This window comes from Sphingomonas hankookensis (assembly GCF_028551275.1).
GTDB lineage: Bacteria > Pseudomonadota > Alphaproteobacteria > Sphingomonadales > Sphingomonadaceae > Sphingomonas > Sphingomonas hankookensis_A.
In genome coordinates this window covers 1,671,651-1,693,575 of record NZ_CP117025.1, presented here as the reverse complement: position 1 = coordinate 1,693,575, position 21,925 = coordinate 1,671,651, and the positions used below count along the sequence as shown (strand labels likewise).

At 69.1% G+C, this 21,925-nt stretch carries 25 protein-coding genes; 11 read left to right on the top strand and 14 right to left on the bottom strand.

Going from position 1 to position 21,925, the window contains the following annotated elements; translation table 11 throughout:
- Nucleotides 1–40 precede the first annotated feature (40 nt).
- The 3 genes from PPZ50_RS08015 to dmeF all read left to right on the top strand — a co-directional run bounded on the left by PPZ50_RS08015 (nucleotide 41) and on the right by dmeF (nucleotide 2,260).
- Nucleotides 41–742 carry a PepSY domain-containing protein gene (locus PPZ50_RS08015; protein WP_126012676.1) on the top strand — a complete coding sequence of 234 codons (702 nt, stop codon included), beginning with the start codon at nucleotides 41–43 and terminating at the stop codon, nucleotides 740–742.
- 48 nt (nucleotides 743–790) lie between these two features.
- Nucleotides 791–1,168 (top strand): DUF305 domain-containing protein, encoded by a 378-nt coding sequence (locus PPZ50_RS08010; protein ID WP_232307816.1) that lies wholly within the window; start codon nucleotides 791–793, stop codon nucleotides 1,166–1,168.
- A 120-nt stretch (nucleotides 1,169–1,288) separates the two neighbouring features.
- The gene (gene dmeF, locus PPZ50_RS08005) at nucleotides 1,289–2,260 is read left to right on the top strand and encodes a CDF family Co(II)/Ni(II) efflux transporter DmeF (protein WP_066686850.1); all 972 of its coding nucleotides are present in this window, start codon (nucleotides 1,289–1,291) and stop codon (nucleotides 2,258–2,260) included.
- A 33-nt stretch (nucleotides 2,261–2,293) separates the two neighbouring features.
- Here dmeF and PPZ50_RS08000 read toward each other — a convergent pair whose 3' ends face one another.
- The 5 genes from PPZ50_RS08000 to PPZ50_RS07980 all read right to left on the bottom strand — a co-directional run bounded on the left by PPZ50_RS08000 (nucleotide 2,294) and on the right by PPZ50_RS07980 (nucleotide 5,508).
- Nucleotides 2,294–2,509 carry a hypothetical protein gene (locus PPZ50_RS08000; RefSeq protein WP_066686847.1) on the bottom strand — a complete coding sequence of 72 codons (216 nt, stop codon included), beginning with the start codon at nucleotides 2,507–2,509 and terminating at the stop codon, nucleotides 2,294–2,296.
- Between the two features lie 459 nt (nucleotides 2,510–2,968).
- Complete coding sequence (locus PPZ50_RS07995; RefSeq protein WP_084401167.1) at nucleotides 2,969–4,150, bottom strand: acyltransferase family protein; 1,182 nt, start codon at nucleotides 4,148–4,150, stop codon at nucleotides 2,969–2,971.
- A gap of 79 nt (nucleotides 4,151–4,229) precedes the next feature.
- Nucleotides 4,230–4,799 carry an RNA polymerase sigma factor gene (locus PPZ50_RS07990; protein ID WP_066686839.1) on the bottom strand — a complete coding sequence of 190 codons (570 nt, stop codon included), beginning with the start codon at nucleotides 4,797–4,799 and terminating at the stop codon, nucleotides 4,230–4,232.
- On the bottom strand, nucleotides 4,796–5,236 hold the full coding sequence (locus tag PPZ50_RS07985) for a periplasmic heavy metal sensor (protein WP_066686836.1): 441 nt from the start codon (nucleotides 5,234–5,236) through the stop codon (nucleotides 4,796–4,798). Before PPZ50_RS07985 ends, PPZ50_RS07990 begins: the two co-directional genes overlap by 4 nt.
- A complete protein-coding gene (locus PPZ50_RS07980) occupies nucleotides 5,233–5,508 on the bottom strand; it encodes a hypothetical protein (protein WP_066686833.1) in 276 nt (91 codons plus the stop codon). Before PPZ50_RS07980 ends, PPZ50_RS07985 begins: the two co-directional genes overlap by 4 nt.
- 115 nt (nucleotides 5,509–5,623) lie before the next feature.
- Between PPZ50_RS07980 and copC the strand changes: the two genes are divergently transcribed.
- Both copC and copD read left to right on the top strand, forming a co-directional pair.
- Entirely contained in the window at nucleotides 5,624–6,028 is a 405-nt protein-coding gene (gene copC / locus PPZ50_RS07975) for a copper homeostasis periplasmic binding protein CopC (protein WP_420038481.1), read from the top strand.
- Between the two features lie 2 nt (nucleotides 6,029–6,030).
- Entirely contained in the window at nucleotides 6,031–6,957 is a 927-nt protein-coding gene (gene copD / locus PPZ50_RS07970) for a copper homeostasis membrane protein CopD (protein WP_066686830.1), read from the top strand.
- A 37-nt stretch (nucleotides 6,958–6,994) separates the two neighbouring features.
- Here the strand turns inward: copD and PPZ50_RS07965 are convergent, their stop codons facing one another.
- Complete coding sequence (locus PPZ50_RS07965) at nucleotides 6,995–7,783, bottom strand: glutaredoxin family protein (RefSeq protein WP_126012576.1); 789 nt, start codon at nucleotides 7,781–7,783, stop codon at nucleotides 6,995–6,997.
- Between the two features lie 35 nt (nucleotides 7,784–7,818).
- Here PPZ50_RS07965 and PPZ50_RS07960 point away from each other — a divergent pair, with 35 nt between their 5' ends.
- Nucleotides 7,819–8,211 (top strand): MerR family transcriptional regulator, encoded by a 393-nt coding sequence (locus PPZ50_RS07960; RefSeq protein ID WP_066686826.1) that lies wholly within the window; start codon nucleotides 7,819–7,821, stop codon nucleotides 8,209–8,211.
- A gap of 217 nt (nucleotides 8,212–8,428) precedes the next feature.
- Here PPZ50_RS07960 and PPZ50_RS07955 read toward each other — a convergent pair whose 3' ends face one another.
- From PPZ50_RS07955 to PPZ50_RS07925, 7 genes are read right to left on the bottom strand one after another with little or no spacing between them, the layout of a single operon-like run.
- Nucleotides 8,429–9,346, bottom strand: a complete 918-nt coding sequence (locus tag PPZ50_RS07955; protein WP_272815792.1) for a cation diffusion facilitator family transporter — start codon at nucleotides 9,344–9,346, stop codon at nucleotides 8,429–8,431.
- Nucleotides 9,336–12,566, bottom strand: a complete 3,231-nt coding sequence (locus tag PPZ50_RS07950) for an efflux RND transporter permease subunit (RefSeq protein ID WP_126012578.1) — start codon at nucleotides 12,564–12,566, stop codon at nucleotides 9,336–9,338. Before PPZ50_RS07950 ends, PPZ50_RS07955 begins: the two co-directional genes overlap by 11 nt.
- 3 nt (nucleotides 12,567–12,569) lie before the next feature.
- Nucleotides 12,570–13,721 (bottom strand): efflux RND transporter periplasmic adaptor subunit, encoded by a 1,152-nt coding sequence (locus tag PPZ50_RS07945; protein ID WP_066686818.1) that lies wholly within the window; start codon nucleotides 13,719–13,721, stop codon nucleotides 12,570–12,572.
- Nucleotides 13,718–14,983: a TolC family protein gene (locus tag PPZ50_RS07940; RefSeq protein WP_066686815.1), complete on the bottom strand. Its 1,266-nt coding sequence runs from the start codon at nucleotides 14,981–14,983 to the stop codon at nucleotides 13,718–13,720. Before PPZ50_RS07940 ends, PPZ50_RS07945 begins: the two co-directional genes overlap by 4 nt.
- A gap of 54 nt (nucleotides 14,984–15,037) precedes the next feature.
- A complete protein-coding gene (locus PPZ50_RS07935) occupies nucleotides 15,038–15,364 on the bottom strand; it encodes a hypothetical protein (protein ID WP_126012581.1) in 327 nt (108 codons plus the stop codon).
- A gap of 56 nt (nucleotides 15,365–15,420) precedes the next feature.
- The gene (locus PPZ50_RS07930) at nucleotides 15,421–15,789 is read right to left on the bottom strand and encodes a DUF3703 domain-containing protein (RefSeq protein WP_272815791.1); all 369 of its coding nucleotides are present in this window, start codon (nucleotides 15,787–15,789) and stop codon (nucleotides 15,421–15,423) included.
- Nucleotides 15,786–16,433 carry a cation transporter gene (locus PPZ50_RS07925; protein WP_066686809.1) on the bottom strand — a complete coding sequence of 216 codons (648 nt, stop codon included), beginning with the start codon at nucleotides 16,431–16,433 and terminating at the stop codon, nucleotides 15,786–15,788. Before PPZ50_RS07925 ends, PPZ50_RS07930 begins: the two co-directional genes overlap by 4 nt.
- Before the next feature lie 69 nt (nucleotides 16,434–16,502).
- Here PPZ50_RS07925 and PPZ50_RS07920 point away from each other — a divergent pair, with 69 nt between their 5' ends.
- From PPZ50_RS07920 to PPZ50_RS07905, 4 genes are all read left to right on the top strand, one after another.
- The gene (locus PPZ50_RS07920; protein ID WP_425475056.1) at nucleotides 16,503–16,922 is read left to right on the top strand and encodes a MerR family transcriptional regulator; all 420 of its coding nucleotides are present in this window, start codon (nucleotides 16,503–16,505) and stop codon (nucleotides 16,920–16,922) included.
- Nucleotides 16,923–16,997: 75 nt separating this feature from the next.
- The gene (locus tag PPZ50_RS07915) at nucleotides 16,998–17,993 is read left to right on the top strand and encodes an ABC-three component system protein (RefSeq protein ID WP_126012584.1); all 996 of its coding nucleotides are present in this window, start codon (nucleotides 16,998–17,000) and stop codon (nucleotides 17,991–17,993) included.
- Nucleotides 17,981–18,487, top strand: coding sequence for an ABC-three component system middle component 2 (locus PPZ50_RS07910; protein ID WP_206432935.1), 507 nt, complete (start codon nucleotides 17,981–17,983; stop codon nucleotides 18,485–18,487). Before PPZ50_RS07915 ends, PPZ50_RS07910 begins: the two co-directional genes overlap by 13 nt.
- On the top strand, nucleotides 18,487–20,322 hold the full coding sequence (locus tag PPZ50_RS07905) for a hypothetical protein (RefSeq protein ID WP_066686802.1): 1,836 nt from the start codon (nucleotides 18,487–18,489) through the stop codon (nucleotides 20,320–20,322). The genes PPZ50_RS07910 and PPZ50_RS07905 overlap by 1 nt, the downstream gene beginning before the upstream one ends.
- 265 nt (nucleotides 20,323–20,587) lie before the next feature.
- On the opposite strand, the gene PPZ50_RS07900 is transcribed toward PPZ50_RS07905, so the two are convergent.
- Nucleotides 20,588–20,908 (bottom strand): ArsR/SmtB family transcription factor, encoded by a 321-nt coding sequence (locus PPZ50_RS07900; RefSeq protein WP_232307842.1) that lies wholly within the window; start codon nucleotides 20,906–20,908, stop codon nucleotides 20,588–20,590.
- Nucleotides 20,909–21,124: 216 nt separating this feature from the next.
- Here PPZ50_RS07900 and PPZ50_RS07895 point away from each other — a divergent pair, with 216 nt between their 5' ends.
- Nucleotides 21,125–21,862, top strand: a complete 738-nt coding sequence (locus PPZ50_RS07895; RefSeq protein WP_198158464.1) for a hypothetical protein — start codon at nucleotides 21,125–21,127, stop codon at nucleotides 21,860–21,862.
- Nucleotides 21,863–21,925: the final 63 nt, after the last annotated feature.

The following is a 21,925-nucleotide window of genomic DNA, read 5'->3' as shown; positions in this document are numbered from 1 at the left end:
GCGCGCCTGACGTCAAGGGGGGCGAATGCGAAGCACGAGGATGCAGCTGCACATAGGCGCGAGCCGGCTTCACCGCTGGCTGGCGCTCGTCGTGGGGGTTCAGCTCCTGCTCTGGTTCACCAGTGGTCTGGTGATGAGCCTGCTGCCGATCGAGCGCGTGCGTGGCGAGCATCTCGTGCAGCGCGAACCCGCCGGGGTGCTTCCGACGCGGTCCTATGCCCCGCTGGAGCGGATCGCGGCGGGATCGCAAATACGCAGCGCGCGCTATCGCCTGCTTCTCGATCGGCCGATCGTCGAGATCGAGACCGCGCCGGGCACGTTTCGGATTCACGATGCCTTGACCGGGGCGCTGCTTCCCGCGGTCGGTGCCCCGGCCGCGGGCGAGATCGCATCGGCCGCCTACACGGGCCGACCGAAACCCCTGTTCGAGGTGACCCGAGTCACTGCCAACACCGCCGAGTATAAGGGACGGCTGCCCGCCTGGCAGGTCGCGTTCGCCGATCCGGATGCGACGCGCGTCTATGTCGACGAGGCCGGGCGGATCGCCGCCGTGCGCACCGAAACTTGGCGCTTCTACGACTTCTTCTGGGCGCTCCACATCATGGACTGGAGCGAGCACGAGAACTTCAACACGCCATGGCTCAAGGCCTTCGCCGCCGGGGGGCTTCTGCTCGCGATCGCCGGGACGATCCTGCTCTATCTGCGCTGGCCGAGAAAAAGGCGCCGCAGGGCGGAGGGGTAGCCGGCGCTCCCCCGTATGGTGGATGAGCGGGGCAACTGGAGAGTTCGTGTGAAAAAAGCAGTCCTGAGCGCCATCGCCCTCGCCGCCATCGCGGGCGGCACCGCCGTTGCGCAGCAGAGCGGCCATGCCGGTCACCGCCAACCGGGCGGAATGACGATGCAGGCGACGCCTGCCAATCCATATCCGCCGGCCGAGATGCGGATGCACGAGAAGATGATGGCCGCCGTCGGCGCCGACGCGACGGAGACCTGGGTCCGCAAGATGATCGAGCACCATCGCGGCGGCATCGAGATGTCGCGCATCGTGCTGCGCGAGACCCGCGACGCCCGGGTCCGCCAGATGGCGACGAAGACCATCGCGGACCAGACGCGGGAAGTCGGGCAGCTCAACGCGTGGCTGCGCGCGCGCGGCAAGCGCACCCAGTGACCCCCCGGCCCCCGCTGCGGCGGGGGCCACCGGCCGCTTCCCAATCGAGGCGCCCGACTGTTCGGGATCGGACTGAGCCTGTATAGGCGCCGGTCAATTTACCTTCACCCGGGGCAGCCCATGCACCACGCTCAGACCAGCGCGCATGTGCACGAACACGTGTTCCTGGGCGACGCACATGACCATCACGCCCGGCGCACGCGCTACGTCGTCGTCCTCACCGCCGCCATGATGGTCGTCGAGATCGTCGCCGGCTGGCTCACCGGCTCGATGGCGCTGCTTGCCGACGGGTTCCACATGGCGACCCATGCAGGGGCGCTCGGCGTCGCGGCGCTCGCCTACGGCTATGCCCGCCGCCACGCTTCCGATGCGCGCTTCACCTTCGGGACCGGCAAGGTCGGCGAGCTCGCCGGGTTTGCAAGCGCGCTCGTGCTGGCCCTCATAGCGCTTGGGATCGGGGCGGAGTCGATCATGCGCCTCTTCGCGGTGTCGACCATCGCCTATGGCGAAGCGCTCTGGATCGCGGTTCTCGGCCTCGCCGTGAACCTCGTCAGCGCCTGGCTGCTCGGTGCCGATCACCACCACGGGCATTCGCACGGACATGACCACCATGGTCACGATCACCATGCCCACGGGCACGGCCATCACGACAACAACCTGCGTTCCGCCTACTTCCACGTCCTGGCCGACGCGCTGACGTCGGTCCTGGCCATCGTCGCGCTGCTCGCGGGGCGCTATCTCGGGTGGGCCTGGGCCGACGCCGCGATGGGCGTCGTCGGCGCCATCGTCATCGCCCGCTGGTCATGGGGCCTGCTGCGCGACACCGGCCGGGTGCTGGTCGACGCAAGCGCGAATCCAGGGCTCGAGCAGGAGATCCGCGAAGGCATAGAGGACGGCGATGCGGTCATCACCGACCTGCATGTCTGGCAGGTCGGCCCCGGCAAGTTCGCAGCGATCGTCTCGCTCGTCGCCGACCAGCCACTGTCACCGGCCGAATACGCCGCGCGGGTGACGATCCACGAGGAACTGGTCCACGTCACGGTGGAGCCGCACCGCTGCACCGGCGGACACCCGCAATTCCGGGCGGCTTGATTTGCGGGGGCGGCATGGCCGCCCCCGCCCCGATCACTTCTTCGGAGTGCCCGACATGTCATGGCCGGCGTGATCGCCGCCCTTCTTCATGTCATGGCAGCAGTCCGACTTCTTGCCGCCCTTCTCCTTGCAGCAGTCCGCGCCTTCCTTGCAGCAGGCCATGTCCTTGCAGCAGTCGGCGGTGGCTGCAGCCGCAGCGCCGGAGATGGTCAGCGCCAACGCTGCGCCCATGATCTTCAACGTGTTCATGTGATATTCCTCAAACTCGATGTTCGTGTGCGAAGTCGGCGGGTCACGCTCGAGGAGGGGGCGGGATCAGCGCTAGGCTCATGCCGGCCATCACCAGCCCACCGGTTTCCAACGCTGCCGGAGGCTTAGGCGCCGAGGCCTGAGGTGAAGGTGACATCGGGGGCACGGCCACGCAGGCGGCGCCACAGGTCGCCTGGACGTTCTTGCGATCGCCGTCCTTGCTGCGTTCATGGGACCCAGCCATGCCATGGCAATCCATGTTAGCATCGGCGCGTGCTTGCGCGACTAGCGGGACTGGCTGGAGCATCCCCGCACACGCGGGGCCCGCGCGCACAACGAGCATGACGCCGATGAGCGCCAAGGCAAGCATGCGGAACGGGTGTGATCCGGACATGGCGACCGTTTTAATGCAGCGGCGTGGCAGCCACAACACTCGATCCAGCAAAGGCGGGCGCTTGCTCATTCGCTAGCGGATCTGGGATGGGCTGGCTGCCGGGGCATGCGCGACAGCGCATCGCGGAGACGGCCGGTGTGGCGCTCGGTGCACCAGGCGAACGCCCAGCAGAACGCGACGGTGATCGAGACGGCGGCAGCCACCATGGCCATACCGACGGTCGTTGGTGGCAGGCGCTGCTCGTTTATGACGATGCCGGCCATCAGCGCGAGCAGCGGGAAGTGGACCGCGTAGAGCGAGAAGCTCGCCTTCGAACCGTAGGACGCCAACGGCCGGGCCCATGCAGGCAGGGCCGGATCGACGCGCATCAGCGTGTGGAGAAGGACCGCGAACGCCGCGGCGAGCGGCAGCTCCAGGCCGTCCAGCCCGCGTAGCCGCACGACGACGAGCATCACGGCGAACATCAGCGCGGAAAGGACCAGCCAGCCGCGCGGCGGGGGCGCCTTCGCATCGCGCTCACCGTTCGCCCAATGGAGCAGCGTGCCGCAGAGCCAGCAGCCGAAGCTGATCGCCAGATGTGGGTTGAACGCGATCAGGCCGGCGGTGATCAGCAGTGGCGAGGGCCGGCGCGAGCGCAGGCTGACCGCCAGCGCGGGAAACCAGATGTAGAACCAGAACTCGAACGCCAGGCTCCAGAGCGGCCCGTTGCTGCCGAACGGCGCCACCAGGATGGTCTGCAGGAAGAGGAGGTTGCCGAGCAGCGTCCGCCAGCTCAGCGTGTCGGCGAGGTCCGGCCGCATGACGTATGTGTCGGTTAGGCCGCGGTGGGTGGTCGAGCCGAGAAGGTCGAGCCCTATCCAGTCGAGCATACCGCCGAGCGCCAGCGCGGGCACCAGCACGATGCCGAGGCGCGAGAGGCGGTCGATCAGATAGGGTTGCCAGCGCCAGCCGCCATCCAGCCGCCGGCTCACGCTGCGCGTGATCCAGAAGCCGCTCAGGACGAAGAAGAGGATGACGCATGCGTGCGCATAGCCGGCGAGGAAATACCCGGCCCTCGCAGGCAGGGACGCGGGCTGCCGATAGTCCTCGATGAGCAGATACCACGCGTGGGCGAACGCGACCGCGGTGGCGAGCACGCATCGCATCGCGTCCATCCAACCGAAGGCACCGGCACCGGCTTCACCGTGAAGGCAGCCGTCCCGCCGGCCTTCCCGTCCTTCGTCTTTCGGTCGCTGCGCATCCCCCATGGGAGCGCATACGGCTCGTGCGGTGTCAGCCCTCGCCGCCGGAATTGGCGACCATCCGGTTCGGGTGGACGTGCAGGCGTCAGTTCCGGCCGAGCAGCTGCGCCAGGGTCAGCCGGGCCCGCCGGATGCGCGTCTCGACGGCCTTCTCGCTGATCGCGAGCACCTCGCTCGCCTCGGCCTGGCTGAGCCCATCGACCGCGCAGAGCACGAGCGGCTCTCGCTGTGACGACGGCAGCTGCGCCACGGCTCGGGCCAGCCGGTTGAGCTCGGCTCGGTCGGACGCCTGCACGTCCTGCAGGGGCTGGTCGTCGGCATGCAGCTCGGCGATCTCCTCGACGGGCGTGGCCAGGCCGAGCATACGCCTGACCGCGCGCCGGCGGGCCCAGTCGCGCGACTTGTTGAGCGCGATGCGCGCGAGCCACGCCGACATGGGCCGGTTCGGATCGAACCGGCGGAGCGCGCCGTGGGCCGATACGAACGTCTCCTGCACGAGGTCCAGCGCCTCGTCCGCGTCGGCGACGTTGGCGAGGATAAGGCGGTAGACCCGCTGGCGGTGCCTTCGCATGATCTCGGCGAACGCCTCGTCGTCCCCGGCAGCCGAACGGCTTGCGAGGTCGCCATCGGCGAGTGCCGCCAGATCGGCCCTCACCGGTCGCCGGTGGTCAGCGACTTGGTGACCGCGCGGTCGAATGCCGCCCTCTGCTCGGGGCGCAGCACTTCGCGCATGGCGAACACGTGCGTGAGCGTCGCCTTCTGCAGCTCGCCCATGGCGCGGTGCGACGCGTCCACGGCCGCGGCTACCTTGGGGCCATTCCCGTGCTCGGCCTCGATGGCGGCGGCGAGCCGCGCGTTGTCGGCGCGCAGCTCCGCCTCCAGCGACTTGCGCTTGCCCGCGAACTCGCGCTCGAGCTGCTCGATGCTGGCTTCCTGACTGGCATCGAGCTTGAGGTCATGGTGCAGCAGGGCGTGCAGTTCCGACGTCTGCGCATGCCGCGCCGGGATGAGCACGCGGCCGACGAACACGCCGCCGATCGCGGCGAGGAAGGCGACGACCGCGACCAGCGCGGTCCAGCGTCCGCGCGTCATCGCTCGGTGAGCAGCAGCGTCGACGGTGCGAGTGGACCCGCCACGCCGAAGGGATCGATGGGGGCGGCGCTCGCGGGCGAAGCCGCGGGGCCGGCAGTCATCGTGCCCAGCACGATCGCACCGACGGCGGCGAAGGCGACGGCGCCGATGCCGGTCCGCGCGCTCGTCCGGTTGGCCCGCACGCGATTGAACACGGCCGCGTCGATCGTGCTCAGCCCGGGATGCTCGTCGTCGGCGACCCGACGGAGTGCGGCATCGAGATCGAAGTCCATGTGGTTCTCCATTCCCCCTAATACGGGTTAGTTGCTAGCAGCCCTCGCCGGTGCGCGCAGTCGAGAAGTGCACCGACGTCCGCGAGGGTCCGAGCGGCGCGGCGCGTATTCCTCGATGATCCCTGATCTCACGATGGAGTCGAAGATGCGTTTCCAAGCTGTCGTCGCCGCTGCCGCCCTCGCGGTGATCGCGGCACCTGCCATGGCCCACCCCAAGCTGGTCTCGGCCAATCCGGCGCCGAACGCCACGGTCGCACCGACGGCGCGGGTCCAGGTGACCTTCACCGAGGCGCTGCTGCCCAAGCTCTCGGGCGCGGACATCGTGATGACGGGCATGCCCGGGATGGACTCGCACCCGCCGATGAAGATGCCTGCCAAGATGGCCGTCAGCCCTGATCGCAAGACGATGATCCTCACGCTGGCGAAGCCGCTGCCCAAGGGCACCTACCGCCTCGACTGGCACGGCGTATCGGCCGATACCCACCGGGTGAAGGGCAGCTACGCCTTCAAGGTCGCCTGACGATGGACTGGGCGGGAATCGCCATCCGGTTCGCGCTCTACCTCGACCTGATGCTAGCCTGCGGCCTGGCAGCTTTCGCGCTGACCGCGCCGGCTGGCACCGCCAGGGTCATGCCGCTGCGCGCGGTGCTTGTCGCGTGCGGGTGCCTTGGTCTCGTGCTTTCCGCAGGCGGCCTGCTCGTCATGACGGCGGCGATGGCGGGCACGACCCTGGCGCAGGTCGACCGCGAGACTCTGACGATGATCGTCGACGAGACGCCCTATGGCGCCGCCTGGACGATTCGGATGGTCGCGCTCGTCCTGGCGGTCGGATCGGCATCGACCATCCGCGGCGCGGAGCCCCCACCGACGCGCATCGCGGCGTCGGCGATCGCCTTCGGGCTGGCGGTCGCCACGCTTGCCTGGGGCGGACACGGCGCGATGAGCGAGGGCGCGCTCGGCCTTCTTCACCTGGGCGCGGACATACTCCACCTGCTCGGGGCGGCCATCTGGATGGGATCCCTTCTCGGCCTCGTCCTGCTCGTCGCCAGACCGGCGGCAAGGATCGACGCCGGGCATCTCGATCTGTCCTGGCGCGCGCTTCACGGCTTCTCGCGCGCGGGCACGGCGGCGGTGGCGATCATCGTCGTCACGGGGGTCGTGAACGGCTGGCTGATCATAGGGCCCGACGGTATGCCCAGCCTGCCCTTCACGCTTTACGGCCAGCTGCTGCTTGCCAAGCTGGGCGCGTTCGCCGCGATGGTGGGGCTGGCATCCTTGAACAGGTTTCGGCTGACCCCGGCCCTTGGATCCGTCGCGTCATCGGGGGCGGCGCGACGTGAGATCGGCGCGTTGCGGCTGAGCCTGGCGTTCGAGGCCGCGCTGGGTATCGCGGTGCTGGCGCTCGTCGCGTGGCTGGGCACGCTGGAGCCGGTCTCGGCGGCCGGATGACGGTGCGGGCAGCTGCGCGACGGCTGCCCGCACGGCCTCACATTCCGCCCATGCCGGTCAGCATCCAGACCGCCATCGCGATCATGCCGAGATTCTCGGTCAGGCTGACGAAGCCGAGCGGCACGTTCGAGCTGCCGCCGACGCACGCGCACTTGAGCTCGCGTTTGTCGATGTAGACCGCCTTGAAGACCGAGACGGCGCCGACCGTGCCGATGAACAGCGCGATCGGGATGGAGAGCCAGTTCAGCGCGCCGGCCACCATGAGGACGCCGGCCAAGCCCTCGGCGAAGGGGTAGACGTAGCCGTAGCGGACCCAGCGCTTGGCGAGCAGGTCATAGTTGAGGAACATGGTCGAGAACTTCTCGACGTCCTGCAGCTTGAGCAGCGCCAGGACGGCCATGCTGAACCCGCCGAACCACTGCAGCGCGTGGAGCGTGAACGGGGATCCGAACGCCGCATGGCTTGCCGCCAGCGCGAGCAGCGCGGTCATGGCGAAGAGCGCGATCACCGGGCGGTAGCTGGTGGCGCCGGGCTCGGCGACCTGCATGCCGAAGTGCCGCCGCAGGTCGTCGTATCCACCGATGCGCCGACCATCGATGAACACCTGCGGCGTCGTCTTCACGCCGTGCTTATCCTTGAACGCGTCCGTCTCGGCGCGCGTCGTGAGATGATGGTCCTCGACCTCGAAGCCCCTGCGCCGAAGCAGGTCCAGGGCCTTGAGGCCATAGGGGCAGGTATGGGTCGGCATCACCATGCGGTGAAGGACGGCGGTGGGACGTTGGGACACGGGGCGCTCCGGTTTGCTGTTCAACTGCACCCGGCCCATATAGGGTCCGTAGTATGGTCCGGAGTCAATAGCCCATGTCGAGGATGACGATCGCACGATTGGCGGAGGCTGGCGGGGTGGGCGTCGAGACGGTGCGTTACTATCAGCGCCGGGGTTTGCTCAGCGAACCCAAGCGGCCGGGCGGCAGCGGGTTCCGCAGCTACGGCGAGCCCGACGTCCGTCGTCTGCGCTTCATCCGGTCGGCGCAGGGTGCTGGGTTCACGCTGGACGAGATCGGCGAACTGCTCGAGCTGGACGCCGTCGATGACCGCGTGCGGGCGCGCGAGCTGGCGAGGTCGCGCGTGGCGGCGCTGGATGCGAGGATCGCAGAGCTGCAGGACGCGCGGTCGGCGCTCGTTCGGCTGGCCGACGCGTGTGGCAGCGGGTCGGCAGGGGCCTGCCCCATCATCACCGCCTTCGAGCCCTGATCACCCGCGCCGCGGAAACGACCGCCACGGCCGCTGCGACGGCGTGAGGGTCAGTCCCAGCACCTGCGCCCGGCCACGAAGCCCGTCGATCGTCCTTCCCATCTCCCGGGCGATCTGCGCCGTCTGCTGGCGCGCCTCGAGTCGGACGCGGAGTTCGGCGTCGTCCTCGTCCGTCCATCGGCGCGGCGCCCGCCGCGCCGCCGGCGGCTTCTCGTCATCAGTCGTGGAGATGCTCGCTCTCCTCGCACGCCTCGCCCGGTCCCTCGGTCTGGATCGTCGCGTGCTCGATGCCGAACCGCTCGTCGATCAGCTCGGTGACGGCCTTGCGGACGGTGTCGGCATCGGCGCCCGGCGCCAAGGTGACATGCATGGTGCAGCTGACGTCGTCGTTCGACATCGACCAGACGTGGAGGTCGTGGAGGCCGGCGACGCCGGGGACGGCAGAGACCGCCGCCCGCACCTCGACCAGCCGCAGGCCCGAAGGCACGCCCTCGAGCAGGACGTTCGTCGTGTCGCGCAGCAGGACCCAGGTCCGTGGCAGCACCCACAGGCCGATCGCCACGGCGACGATCGGGTCGATCCAGGTCCAGCCGGTGAACTTGATGGCGAGCGCGCCGATGATGACGCTGACCGACCCGATCATGTCCGCCCACACCTCGAGATAGGCGCCCTTGACGTTGAAGCTGCCTTCCTTGCCCGCGGTGAGCAGGCGCATCGAGACCAGGTTCACGACGAGGCCGATCGCCGCGACGATCAGCATGCTCCAAGATTGCACCGGCTCGGGATCGGTGAACCGCTGGATTGCCTCGACGAAGACGTAGATCGCGATGCCGAACAGCAGGATCGCGTTGAACGCGGCGGCCAGGATCTCGAAGCGCCGGTAGCCGAAGGTGCGGCGGTCGTCCGGCGGGCGCTGCCCGATCCGGATGGCCATCAGCGCGATCACCAGCGCGGCGACGTCGGTGAGCATGTGGGCGGCGTCCGACAGCAGTGCGAGGCTGTTGAACACGAAGCCGCCGACGACCTCGGCCACTAGGTAGGTGGACGTGAGCGCGAGCGCCCAGCCGAGCATCTTCGCGTTCGCGCCCGCGGTGTGGTCGTGGGAATGACCGCCTGATCCGTGATCATGCGCCATGCGTCTGCACTCCTTCGATGTCGGTGGTTGCGTCCGTCGCGCTCGCCTCGATCCGCCGCTGGCCGAAGCGGGCGTAGAGCGTCGGCAGGACGAACAGCGTCAGCAGCGTGGCCGAGATCAGTCCGCCGATGACCACCGTCGCCAGCGGCTTCTGCACCTCGGCACCGGCCCCGTGCCCGAGCGCCATCGGCACGAAGCCGAGCGAGGCGACGAGCGCCGTCATCGCGACCGGCCGCAGCCTTGCCAGCGCGCCCTCGCGGGCGGCTGCCGCGCGGTCGAGGCCTCGCGCCAGCAGGTCCTGGATCGCGGACAGCATCACCAGTCCGTTGAGCACCGCGACCCCGGACAGCGCGATGAACCCGACGGCGGCCGAGATCGAGAATGGCATGCCCCTTAGCAGCAGCGCGAGGATGCCCCCGACCAGGGCCAGCGGCACGCCGGTGAAGACGATCAGCGCGTCGCGGACCGAGCCAAGCGCCCCGTAGAGCAGCAGCATAATGACCGCGAAGCAGATCGGCACCACGACCATCAGCCGGTCACGCGCCGAGGCCAGGTTCTCGAACTGGCCGCCCCATTCGAGGTAGGTGCCTGGCGGCATCTTCACCCGGGCGCCGATCGCCGCCTGCGCGTCCGCCACGACGCCCGCGACATCGCGGCCGCGCACGTTCGCCTGCACGACGACGCGGCGCTTGCCGTTCTCGCGGCTGATCTGGTTCGGGCCGTCGATGATCTCGATGTTCGCGACGGTCGAGAGCGGGACGAACCCGCCCTCGGCCGTTGGCACGGGTACCTGCGCGATGGCGGTGAGATCGGAGCGTGCCGACTCCGGCAGGCGGATCACGACCGGGAACCGCCGGTCGCCCTCGAAGATCATGCCGGCCTCGCGCCCGCCGATCGCGGCGGCGACCGTGTCCTGCACGTCGCCCGCGGTCACCCCGACCCGCGACATCGCGGTGCGGTTCGGCCGGATGTCCAGCATCGGCAGCCCCTCGGTCTGCTCGACCCGCACGTCGGTCGCGCCCTGCGTCCGGCGCAGCACGCCGGCGATCGCCTCCGCCGTCGCGTTCATCTGGGCGAAGTCGTCGCCGAACACCTTCACCGCGACGTCCCCGCGCACGCCCGCGATCAGCTCGTTGAAGCGCATCTGGATGGGCTGGGTGATCTCGTAGTTGTTGCCCGGGAGGGTCGAGAGTCGCCTTTCCAGCCGCTCGACGAACTCGGCCTTGCCGAGGTTCGGGTCGGGCCATTGTTCCCTCGGCTTCAGGATCACGAAGGTGTCGGTGATGTTCGCAGGCATCGGGTCGGAGGCGATCTCCGACGTGCCGGTCCGCGAAAACGCGAACTGGACCTCGGGCTCCTTGGCGATCGCCTTCTCGACCTGCGCCTGCATCGCCTGGCTCTGGTCGACCGACGTGCCGGGGATCCGGATCGCCTGGACCAGCACGTTGCCCTCGTCGAGCTGCGGCAGGAACTCCTGTCCGAGCGTCGTGAAGGCGACGGCCGACAGCGCGAGCGCGCCGAGGGCGATGCCGAGCGTGGCGTTCGGGCGGCGCAGCGCGGTGTCGAGGCCCGGCTCGTAGCGCCGGCGGAGCGCGGATATGATCCGCCCCTCCTTTTCCTCCACCCGCTTGCTCAGCCAAATCGCGATCGCCGCGGGCACGAAGGTCAGCGACAGGACGAACGCGAAGACCAGCGCGATGATCACTGTCAGCGCCATGGGTTCGAACATCTTGCCCTCGACGCCCGTGAAGGTGAGCAGCGGCGCGTAGACGAGGATGATGATCGCCTGGCCGTAGACGGACGGGCGGATCATCTCGCGCGCCGACGCCGCGACGATGGCGAGCCGTTCCTTCAGCGGCAACGCGTCGCCGCGTCCATGCTGCGCCTCGCCCAGCCGCCGCAGCGAGTTCTCCACGATGATCACCGCCCCGTCGACGATCAGGCCGAAGTCGAGCGCGCCGAGGCTCATCAGGTTGGCGGACACGCCCGCCTGCAGCATGCCGATGCTGGTCAGCAGCATGGTGATGGGGATCACCATCGCGGCGATGAGCGCCGCGCGGAAGTTGCCCAGCAGCGCGAACAGCACGACGATGACGAGCAGCGCGCCCTCGGCGAGGTTGCGCGCCACGGTCGATATGGTCGAGTTGACGAGGTCGGTGCGGTTGAGCACCGGCTTGACCACCACGTCGACGGGCAGCGACGGCCCGATCTCCTCCAGGCGCTCCGACACGCCCGTCGAGACGGTGCGGCTGTTCTCGCCGATCCGCATGACGGCGGTGCCGACGACCACCTCGCGGCCGTTCTCGGACGCGGAGCCCATGCGCAGGCCCTGACCGGTCCTGACCTCCGCCACCTGGCTCAGCACGATGGCCACGCCTTCGCGCGTGGCGATCACCGTCCGAGCCAGTTCGTCGGCCGTGCGGACGCGGCCGTCGGCGCGCACCGACAGGCCCTCGCCGTTGCGGTTGACGACGCCCGCGCCGGCGCTGGTGTTGTTGCGCTCGAGTGCGGTGGCGAGGTCCTGCAGCGTGATCTTCATCGCCGCCATGCGCTGCACGTCGGGGACGACCAGATATTCCTTGGTGTAGCCGCCCAGTGAGTCGATGCCGGCCAGGCCGGCGGTGCCCTTCAGCTGCGGCGCGACGATCCAGTCCTGCACGGTGCGGAGGTAGGTCGCCTTGTCAGCCTCGCTGACGAGATGGTCGCCCTCGGGGCTGATGTAGCTGCCGTCGGGCTGCAGCCCGGGCTCGCCGCTCTTGTGGTTGACCTTGTCGAGCTCGCGGTATTCGACGGTCCACATGAAGATGTCGCCGAGGCCGGTGGCGATCGGGCCCATCTCGGGGTTCACGCCCTCTGGCAGGTCCTCCTCGGCCGTGCGCAGGCGCTCGGACACCTGCTGGCGCGCGAAGTAGATGTCGGTGCCCTCGTCGAACACCGCCGTGATCTGGGCGAACCCGTTGCGGCTGAGCGAGCGGGTGTATTCGAGGCCGGGGATGCCCGCGAGCGCGGTCTCTACCGTGAAGGCGACCTGCTTCTCGACCTGGTCGGGTGAGAGCGCTGGTGCGACGACGTTGATCTGGACCTGGTTGTTGGTGATGTCGGGGACGGCATCGATCGGCAGCCGCTGGAGCGCGAGCATGCCGGCGATGGCGGCGACGGCGGTGAGCAGCAGGACGAACCAGCGCCGCTCCACCGAGAAGGTGACGATGCGGGCGATCATGGCTCAGTCCTCATGGCTCGCCTCGCCCTTTCCGAGCTCGGCCTTGAGGGTGAAGGAGTTGGTGGACGCGATGCGTTCGTCACCGTTGAGACCGGCCGTGACTATGACCTGGCCGCCGTTGCGACGGCCGAGCGTCACCGGCACCGCCTTGAAGCCGGTCGCGGTGCGCACGAAGACGTGCGGCTTGTCCTCGATCATCTGGACGGCGGCCGACGGCACGGCGACGGTCCGGTCGCCGCCTGCCGGCACGATGACGGACGCGTTGACGGTCTCGCCCACGCGCCAGGTGTTGCCGCCGTTGTCGAGCGTGGCGATGACCGGCACCAGCCGGGTGGTCTCGTCGAGGACCGGCGACACGAACGTGACCCGTGCGGCCTGCCGACGCCCGGGACCTGTGACCTCGACCTGCGCGCCGGGCTGCACGCGCCCGGCATCCGCCGGCAGCAGCGACATCGCGACCGATACCTTCGACAGGTTGGCGATGCGGAACAGCTCCGCGTCCGCCGCCACGGTCTGGCCGAGGGTGGCCGACCGGGCGATGACCTGCCCGGAGATGGGCGAGCGCACGGTGACGCGGTTGAGCGCCCCTCCGCCGCCGCCGGTTGCGGCGAGCTGCTGCTGCGCGAGGCGGAGCGCGATGTTGGCCTCGGTCGCCGCCGTGCGGGCGGCAATCAGGTCCTGCTCGGGCGAGACGCGCTCGGCGAACAGACGCTGCTCGCGCCGGAGGTTGGACTGTGCCAGTGCCGCCCGGGCGCGCGCCGCCTCGATCTCGCCCTTCAGCGATGCCGCCTCGCGGCTCTCGATCACGGCGAGCACGTCGCCGCGTCCGACGGATTGCCCAAGGTTCCTGGTCAGCGATACGAGCCGCCCGCCGATCGCGGCGGACGCGACCTGCACGCCCTGCGGATCGCCCTCGATCGTGGCGCTCACCTCGATGGCGCCGGCGACGCCGCCGACCGTCGGCCGGACGACCTCGATGCCCGCGTCGGTGATCTGCTGCTGGGTGAGCGTGACCACGCCCTCCTCGGCGTGGCCTTCCTCGGCCGCGTGCTCGCCGGCGGCGTTCTCCGCCGGCGCTTCGGTGCCGCCGCCGCAGCCGGCGAGCGTCAGTGCTAGGGTCGCGGGGACGAGCGCCCGCAGGATGGTCTTCTTCATGGCTGGACTTCCGTGTTGGCTGGCGCGCGGGCGGTGAGCCGCTCCAGGCGCGCCTCGGCGTCGTGATAGGCGGCGAGCGCGTCGATGGCGGCCGAGCGGGTCTGGGCGAGCGTGCGCTCCGCCTCGAGCAGGTCGAGCTGGCCGAACTTGCCCTCGCGGTAACCGATGCGGGCGATGCGGGCGGCCTCCTGAGCCGCCGCGAGCGCCGGGCCGTTTGCCGCTCGCGCGTTCGCCTCCGCGTTGGCGAGGTCGGTCTCCGCCGTGGCGATCGCCCGCTGCGCGTCGAACAGCGCGACCCGCCGCAGCGCCTCGGCCTGGTCCCGTTCTGCGCGGGCGGCGTCGACGCCGGCGCGGCCGTTGTTGAACAACGGGATCGGCACGCTGACGCCGAATACCGCCGCCACGTCGTTGGTGGCCTCCAGCCGGCGGGCACCTGCGCTCAGCGTGAGGTCCGGGACCCGCTGGCTGCGCGCCAACCGCACCTGCGCATTGGCGGTCGCGACCTCCGCCTCCGCCGCGGCCAGGGCAAGCGTCCCTTCCGGACTGATGGGAAGCCGCGGGCCGAGGCCGGCGGCGACCCTGTCGAACCAGCCGAGATCGAGGGCGCCGGGGTCGCGCACGATCAGCCGTGCCAGGTTGGCGCGCGCGAGTGTCACCGCCCGCTCGGCCTGGGCGAGCGCGGTGTCCGCGTTGATGCGAGCGACGTCGGCGCGCTGCTCCTCCAGTGGGGAGGCCCGGCCGGCGCGGACGCGCACGTTCGCCGCCCTCAGTCCCTCGGTGGCGATGCGCCGCTGGTCGCGCGCGATCAGCAGCCGGCGTTCGGACGCCACCGCCTCGTTGTAGGCCTGGGTGACGCGGAGCCTGAGATCGGCACGGGCCGTCACCACCGCCAGTCGGGCACGGGCGGTCTGCGTGTCCGCCACTGCGATCCGCGCGGAGCGCTTGCCGCCGAGCTCCAGCGGCAGCGACATGCCGACGGTCGTCTCGGCGCCGCGGATGCCGCTGTATGCGCCCGTGCCGACGACGTTCTCGACCTCCACGTTGACCGAGGGGTTGGGCCGCTGCCCGGCGACGCGGCGCTGGGCCTCGGCGGCCCTGACCCCGGCGTCCGCTGCCCCGATCCCCGGCGCATTGGCGCCTGCGAGGTCGAGCGCCTGTTCAAGCGTGAGCCCATCCTGCGCGGCTGCCGGTGGACTGGTCTGCGCCTGCGCGGACGATGCGCAGACGGATGCGGCCAGCGCGGCCGCGATGATGCGATGCATGTGTTGCTCCTGACGTGGGATGACGGCCGCCGGGTTCCGGCGGCGCGGCGCACGTCAGGCGATCGGCGGTCTCAGCGTGGAGTCGGCCTGGACCATCGCGAGTTCGGCGCTGTCGCCGGCCATGTGCTCGCCCGCGCTCGCTCGCGGGGCGGCGTGCGCCACCCGGTCGAGCGGGGCGGCGACGTGGTGGCCGTGGCAGCCACCGTGGTGATGCGGGTAGCCCTTCTCGGAATCGGCGGGCACCTGGTCGGCATCGCCATCGACGTGACCGGCGACCGCGGCCGCTTCGACACCCGGGATGCACATCTGCTCGTTCGCGTGCGCGGCCACGCCCAGCCCCATGGAGGCTAGGAGCGCGAGGCCGATCAGGAAGCGCAGCATGCGTGACACGAGGGACCGCATAGCATCGTCTGACCGGCGTGTCAGCGACGGAGCGGTCACGGTTTCGGCTCCGCTTCGATCGTGGCACGCAGGTCTGCGGGGATCGGCATGGGCTGGAACGCGCTGACGTTGGAGCGGCCCGTGTTGCCGACCGGTATCCGACCCGTCAGCGAGCCGATCGGCGCCAGGGCCAGCCGCAGCGTCTGGCCCGCGACTTCGCGCAGGTCGCGCTGGCGAACGGCATAGCCGAGCAAGGTCCAGTGCACCCGCAGGTGCAGCGGAAGATCGGGTTGCGAAAGGATGTGGGCACGTTCCAGCGCCCACCAGGCGGCGCCGATGTCGCCGATGGCGGCCGAGGCGTCGTGTCGCTCGAGTTCAAGCCCGACGAGTTCGCGCAGTCTCGACTTGACGAGGTCCGTCATCATGCTGCTCCCCTCTGTAGGATCTGGGCGCGACGCTCGCGGCTCAGCTCGGCGCGCGCCTGCCGGATGATCTGGACGCCGCCCGAGATGCCGAGCGTGGCCATGGTCCCGGCGACGAGCAGGTCCGGCCAGGCAGTGCCGGTGCCGAACACGCCGGCGGCGGCGAGGACGACGGCGACGTTGCCGATGGCGTCGTTGCGCGAGCAGATCCAGACGGAGCGCATGTTCGCGTCGCCCGTCCGGTAGCGGTAGAGCATCATCGCGACGGCGGCGTTGGCGACTAGGGCGGCCACGCCGACCACGCCCATCACCTCGGCCTCGGGCGTGCCGCCGTGCCCGACCGCCCAGGCCGTCGTGGCGAACACGTACATGCCGAGCAGCGCCAGTGTGCCGCCCTTCAGCAGGGCCGCGCGGGCTCGCCAGGCGAGCGCCATGCCCGCGACCCCGAGGCTGATCGCATAGTTCGCGGCGTCGCCCAGGAAGTCGAGCGCGTCCGCCTGCAGCGCCTTCGAGCCGCCCGCGACGCCCGCCGCCATCTCGGCGACGAACATGGTCGCGTTCACGGCGAGCGCGATCCAGAGCGCGCGGCGCCACGACGGGCTGTTGTTGGGGTCGGGCTTCCCCGACGCGCAGCTGCTGCAGGCCATTTCCACCTCGTGCGACTCGACGTGGATGGGTATATGGACCCTGTAGCAACTATAGACTCAAGGGGTTTCGTGGCCGACCTGACGATCGGACGACTGGCCGCCGCGACCGGTGTGAAGGTGGAGACGATTCGCTACTACGAGCGGGCGGGCCTGATCGCGCCGCCGGCCAGGACGGGCGGCAACTACCGCTCGTACTCAACGGGCGATCTCGACAGGCTGCGCTTCATCCGGAAGACGCGGGACCTAGGCTTCACGCTCGAGGAGATCAGGGCGATGCTGGACCTGGCGCGCCAACGGGACCGTTCGTGCGACACAATCGATGCCATCGCGTCGAAGCACCTGGCCGACGTGGATCGCAAGATCGCCGACCTGCGCGGCCTGCGACGCGAGCTCTCCGCCATCATCTCGAACTGCGCGGGTGGCACGGTGGGCGACTGCCGCATCCTGGAGGCGTTCGGCGACGAGAGACTTCGCGACAACGCAAGCTAGCTCATCGTTCGTCGGATCAGATGCACCGGCACGACATCCTTGCCGGGTGCGCGACGCCGCCGCTATGCCATGTCGATGGGATTCCACCGCGAGATTCTGGCGCTCGAAGACGAGGACTTGGAACGGTTCGTCCGCGACTGGATCGCGCGGAAGACGTCGGACTATGTCGAGGTCCAGCGATTCTCCGGCGCGGGCGACCTGGGTCGCGACATCGTCGGCTTCCTGACCGATCGACGTCACGAGGGGCCATGGCACAACTATCAGTGCAAGCAGTATGGGCGGACCTTGGCGACGTCGTCAGCGCTGCTCGAGCTGGGCAAGATCCTGTATCATAGCGATAGCGGCGAATTCACGCCGCCGACCGCCTACTTCTTCGTCGCCCCACGCGGGATGGGCCGGGATCTGGAGAAACTGGTCTTCAATCCATCCGAGTTGCGCACGGCGCTGATCGACCGCTGGAACGCGGTTTGCGCCAAGAAGATCGTGACCGGGCAGACCATCGCGCTGGAGGGGTCGCTGCTGGCGCTCGTCAACGCGTTCGACTTCGGCCAGGTCAAGCGGCTGACGGTCGACGACATCCTGGGCGACGAGACTGCGGCGCCCGTGCTGGCGAAGTGGTTCGGCGCAGACCCCGGCCCCGCGCCCCGCGGTATCGTGCCGTTGGACGTGGACGTCCGCGAACAGCTGTATCTCGGCCAGCTCATCGACGCGTATGGCGAGCGCGCCGGATCGCCGTTCGACGATCACGTCGCCGTGGGGGATCATCCCGAATTCGGCGAGCACTTGCAGGATCAGCGCAAGCGGTTCTTCGAAGCCGACGCCTTCAACCGGTTCTACAGGGACAACACGCTGGAGGAGGATCTCGAGGCCCTTCACGACGATGTCTATCACGGCGTCAGCGGCCATTATCGCGGCAATCATGGCGACACGCTCGGGCGGATCGACGCCGTGATGTCGCAGGCGGCCGCCGTGACGCCCGGCGGACTGCTCGCGCGGCACGCGCGGGTCCCGGTGAAGCAGGGCTTCTGCCATCACTTCGCCAACGACGGGAAGTTCGTGTGGAAGAGGTGATCGACCGGTCCGAGGTGATCGGGCTTTTCAACAGCAAGCTCGAGACGGGCACCCGTGCGGTCATCGTGCTGGATGCGGCCTATCCACGGACGCTCGACCTCGCCCGGCTGACCTGGTTCGACCACCTGGTCGTTCACACGGGAGACGCGGGCGGGCCGCCGAGCCTGCACCCTCCGTTGCCTGAGCGGACCGGGGAGCTGCTCGTCCGCCGAAGGCTTGTCGAGGACAGTCTCACGCTCATGCGGCGCGTCCACCTCGTCGACGCTGTCGCAGACGAACATGGCGTCTCGTTCCGCGCGAGCGACGAGGCGGCGCCGTTCGTCAGCCTGATGCGCACCGAATACGCCCAAGCCTTGAAGACTTGCGCGAAGTGGCTCGTCGACCACTTCGCCGATCTGTCCGCCGAGGAATTGGCGCGGCAGGTGGAGCATCGGCTGGACAGGTGGTCGGTCGAGTTCAGCTCGGACGGCGCCCAACCTGGCGGTGGATCCTGATGACGATCGTGATCCGCAAGATCGCCTTCTCGGGTCCGGGCATCGTCTCCGAACTCGACTTCGCCGATGGGCTCAACCTCGTCTACGGCGCTTCGAACACGGGCAAGTCCTTCGCCACCAAGGCGATTGACTACATGCTGGGCGGCTCGCGGCTGCTGCCGGACATCAGCGAGCGACGCCCGTATGAGCGGGTCTGGCTAGGCCTGTCGACACCAGACGGCGACGAGATGCTGTCGCGCGCACTGGCTGGCGGGAACTTCGCCGTCCGCCCAGGCCTGGCCGTTCCGCAGGATGGTGCGGACGATGTCCGCGTCCTCGGCGCCAAGCACGATCACACTGACGACGCGAACCTATCGCAGTTCCTGTTGGGTCAGGTCGGTCTGCGCGGGAAGCGGATCGCGGTCGACGCGAACGGGAAGAAGCGGTCGCTCAGCTTCCGCGATATCTCGCGCTTTTGCATCGTCGACGAGACGACGATCCAGAGCGAGGGTTCGCCCATTCAGACCGGAAGCCCGGTCACCCAGACGGCGGAGCGCAGCGCCTTCAAGCTGCTGCTGACCGGGATCGACGACAGCGCGATCGTCGAAGTGGTGGACAGCCGCACGTTCAAGTCATCGACCTCGGCACAGATCGAGATGCTGGACGACATGCTCGCGGCCGTCGACGCGGAGATCGAGAACGGGTTCGCCGATGCGGACGAGCTGAAGGAGCAGAACGACCGCCTCGAGGCGACGTTCGTCGCTGCTCAGGCCGATCTCGATGCGGCTCAGGGTTCCATCCGGGACCTGCTCGAACGCAAGCGGCGACTGGGGTTGGAGGTCTCGATGGCCACGGCCCGCCTCGACGACATCGACCTGAGCCTTGAGCGGTTTGCGCAGCTCGATTCGGTTTATGTGTCCGACATCCAGCGCCTTGAGGCGCTGGACGAGGCGGGGTTCCTGCTGACGCTTGGCGGCGGGCGGGACTGTCCCCTCTGCGGGGCTGCGCCCGACAGCCAGCATCATCATGAGGAGGTCGGTGACGTCGAGCGGGTGCGCGCCGCGGCAGCTGCCGAAGCCGCGAAGATCGTCAGGCAGCGCGCTGATCTGGCGAGCACGATGGCTCAGCTGGTTACGGATCGGCTGAGGCTGGTCGACCATCTGCCTACCGTTCGAGAAAGCCTTCAGGATACTGAGGCACAGCTGGAGCGCCTGACGCCGGGCGCCACCGAGGCTCGTCGCGCCATGTCCGAGATCATGGAGGTGCGTGACCAGGTCAGGCGTGGCCTGGCGCTGCTCGATCAGCGGAAGTCGCTTCTGGAACGCCGCGCCGAGATTGCGGCGCGCAAGCCTGCAGGCAAGGCGGATCGCCCCCGGATAGGGGTCGATGGTCCGACGGTGCACGAGTTCGCCCAAGTCGTCAGCCAGGTCCTGAGCGCCTGGAATTTTCCCGGCGACCGCCACGTGTCGTTCGACGAGGCGAGCTACGATCTGCGTATCGACGGGAAGTTGCGAGGTCATAACGGAAAGGGCGTGCGTGCCATCACGCACGCCGCGTTCAAGGTGGCGCTGCTGGTATTCTGCAAGGAGCGCGGGCTGCCGCATCCTGGCTTCCTGGTGCTCGATACGCCGCTGCTCACCTACCGCGATCCGATCGGTGACGATGCGTTGACGGAGGACGAGCGTGCTCTGGTCGCCTCATCGCTCAAGCAGCACTTCTTCAGCCATCTCGCATCGTTGAAGGAAATGGGTCAGTTCATCGTCGTCGAGAACGTGGACCCGCCCGCTGGCCTAGAAGCAGGCGCTAAGGTCATCGTGTTTCGAGGGGGGTCGAGCGGACGCGCGGGCCTGCTCTAGCAGAGCGTGATTAGGTCATTATGCAGGCCTAGAAGCTGCGCGCAGCACAAGGGCTACGCCTATCTATCCGATGCCGAGTTCGACGCGCTCGCACGAACGCCACTGGCTGAGTCGCGCCGGATTTACGATCGGGTCGAGACGAGCGCCAACTGGGTCGCAGGCTTGGTGGCTGCCGGCCTTGTCACGTTCGCCGCTTGGGAATCGGGTGCCATCGATGCGCTGTGCCGCGCGCTTCTACTGATCGCATGTAGGTGAAGTCGCCGGCTCAGGCCTTGGGCTTGCCGCCGTCGTAGGTGATCGATGGCGCACCACGCTGAACGCAGCAGTCGCTCACGAGGAACGTCGCAAGGTCGCGCACAGGTCCTGGCTCCGCTTTGTAGATTACGTTGCGGCCGGCCTTGGTCGATGAGACTAGCCCTGCGCGCGAGAGAATGGTCAGATGGACGGACATGGTGCTGGCGGGCGTCCCAATCCGCTCCGCAAGCCCGCCGGCGGAGAGACCGTCCGGCATCGCGCGCGACAGGTGGGTGAAGACCTCCAGACGGGTCGGCTGCGCCAGCGCGCTCATCACCTCGATCGCTTTCATCTTTTCCACTCCACTAGAATAGTCGAAGCGTCAGCCGCTGCAAGCGCTCATGATCCGGCCGGCGGTGATTTCCACGCCGTTAACCACCAAAATACATTTCGGCATTCCTAGAAGGATTGAAATGATTGGGATTGGTTCTACATTGATCCGGTCCGATCATTGGTCGCCGTGATCGGGCGGGTCTGCGTCAGGTCCATCGGCGACGGGAGCAAGGCCATGAACGCCATGACTCTGAATGCGAAATACCAGACCGTCCCCGCATCGACCGCAGGCACCTCGGTCGAGTATCTGGACCCCCTGGATGCGGACGAAAGCTCCGACGCCGTGGTGACGACCTCCCGCCGGGCCCTGACCCGCGTGGCGCTGGTCGCCGCCGAGGCGGGCGCGCGGTTCCAGCGCGAAGGTATCGGCCACGATCCGATGGCGTGGATGTTGGCGCCCCGCCGCCTCTTCCGCGGATCGGCAGCGCTGGAGGCTTGCCTCGACCGGGACAACTGCCTGCGCGCCGTTCTGCTGCACGGCCTGTCGATCGGCCTCGATGCGGCGCCGGCGCGTATCGACGCCATCCTCGCCGACGGCCTCGGCGAGGATGACTTCGGCGGCCCTTGGTCCGGCGGCGCCCGCGGCGACGTTTCGGGCGGCGCGCCGGGCGCTCCGCGGCTGCGTCTCTATAGCGCGGTCGTCGTGATCGCTCGCGGTGGGGAGCTGCTCCACGCCTTCCACGCTTCGCTGGCGCCGTCGGCCGCCGTGGTTCGCGAGCGCATCCGCGCGCGGTTCGGGTCCGCGGCTGCTGCGCAGGCCGAGATCCGCGTCGGGTTCGATCCGGAATGCCCGGCGACGATCGGAATGGTGCCGCCTGCGGTGGTCGACACCCTGATCGCGGTGGGCCGGCGGCGGCGGCGCGCGAGCTTCGAGGGCCTGGACATCACGGTCGAGCAGCGCCTCCCCTCCTGATCCTCGCCACGGCGCCCCCAGCGCCGACCGCTCAGCAACCTATCCCAACCGAAATGGAGACAG

Excerpts from the sequence above, each read along its gene's own strand:
- PPZ50_RS08015 (WP_126012676.1), top strand. The coding sequence starts at position 41 with ATGCAGCTGCACATAGGCGCGAGCCGGCTTCACCGCTGGCTGGCGCTC.
- dmeF (WP_066686850.1), top strand. The coding sequence starts at position 1,289 with ATGCACCACGCTCAGACCAGCGCGCATGTGCACGAACACGTGTTCCTG.
- PPZ50_RS08000 (WP_066686847.1), bottom strand. The coding sequence starts at position 2,509 with ATGAACACGTTGAAGATCATGGGCGCAGCGTTGGCGCTGACCATCTCC.
- PPZ50_RS07995 (WP_084401167.1), bottom strand. The coding sequence starts at position 4,150 with ATGGGGGATGCGCAGCGACCGAAAGACGAAGGACGGGAAGGCCGGCGG.
- PPZ50_RS07985 (WP_066686836.1), bottom strand. The coding sequence starts at position 5,236 with ATGACGCGCGGACGCTGGACCGCGCTGGTCGCGGTCGTCGCCTTCCTC.
- PPZ50_RS07980 (WP_066686833.1), bottom strand. The coding sequence starts at position 5,508 with ATGGACTTCGATCTCGATGCCGCACTCCGTCGGGTCGCCGACGACGAG.
- copC (WP_420038481.1), top strand. The coding sequence starts at position 5,624 with ATGATCCCTGATCTCACGATGGAGTCGAAGATGCGTTTCCAAGCTGTC.
- copD (WP_066686830.1), top strand. The coding sequence starts at position 6,031 with ATGGACTGGGCGGGAATCGCCATCCGGTTCGCGCTCTACCTCGACCTG.
- PPZ50_RS07965 (WP_126012576.1), bottom strand. The coding sequence starts at position 7,783 with ATGGGCCGGGTGCAGTTGAACAGCAAACCGGAGCGCCCCGTGTCCCAA.
- PPZ50_RS07960 (WP_066686826.1), top strand. The coding sequence starts at position 7,819 with ATGTCGAGGATGACGATCGCACGATTGGCGGAGGCTGGCGGGGTGGGC.
- PPZ50_RS07955 (WP_272815792.1), bottom strand. The coding sequence starts at position 9,346 with ATGGCGCATGATCACGGATCAGGCGGTCATTCCCACGACCACACCGCG.
- PPZ50_RS07950 (WP_126012578.1), bottom strand. The coding sequence starts at position 12,566 with ATGATCGCCCGCATCGTCACCTTCTCGGTGGAGCGGCGCTGGTTCGTC.
- PPZ50_RS07945 (WP_066686818.1), bottom strand. The coding sequence starts at position 13,721 with ATGAAGAAGACCATCCTGCGGGCGCTCGTCCCCGCGACCCTAGCACTG.
- PPZ50_RS07940 (WP_066686815.1), bottom strand. The coding sequence starts at position 14,983 with ATGCATCGCATCATCGCGGCCGCGCTGGCCGCATCCGTCTGCGCATCG.
- PPZ50_RS07935 (WP_126012581.1), bottom strand. The coding sequence starts at position 15,364 with ATGCTGCGCTTCCTGATCGGCCTCGCGCTCCTAGCCTCCATGGGGCTG.
- PPZ50_RS07930 (WP_272815791.1), bottom strand. The coding sequence starts at position 15,789 with ATGATGACGGACCTCGTCAAGTCGAGACTGCGCGAACTCGTCGGGCTT.
- PPZ50_RS07925 (WP_066686809.1), bottom strand. The coding sequence starts at position 16,433 with ATGGCCTGCAGCAGCTGCGCGTCGGGGAAGCCCGACCCCAACAACAGC.
- PPZ50_RS07915 (WP_126012584.1), top strand. The coding sequence starts at position 16,998 with ATGGGATTCCACCGCGAGATTCTGGCGCTCGAAGACGAGGACTTGGAA.
- PPZ50_RS07905 (WP_066686802.1), top strand. The coding sequence starts at position 18,487 with ATGACGATCGTGATCCGCAAGATCGCCTTCTCGGGTCCGGGCATCGTC.
- PPZ50_RS07900 (WP_232307842.1), bottom strand. The coding sequence starts at position 20,908 with ATGAAAGCGATCGAGGTGATGAGCGCGCTGGCGCAGCCGACCCGTCTG.
- PPZ50_RS07895 (WP_198158464.1), top strand. The coding sequence starts at position 21,125 with ATGAACGCCATGACTCTGAATGCGAAATACCAGACCGTCCCCGCATCG.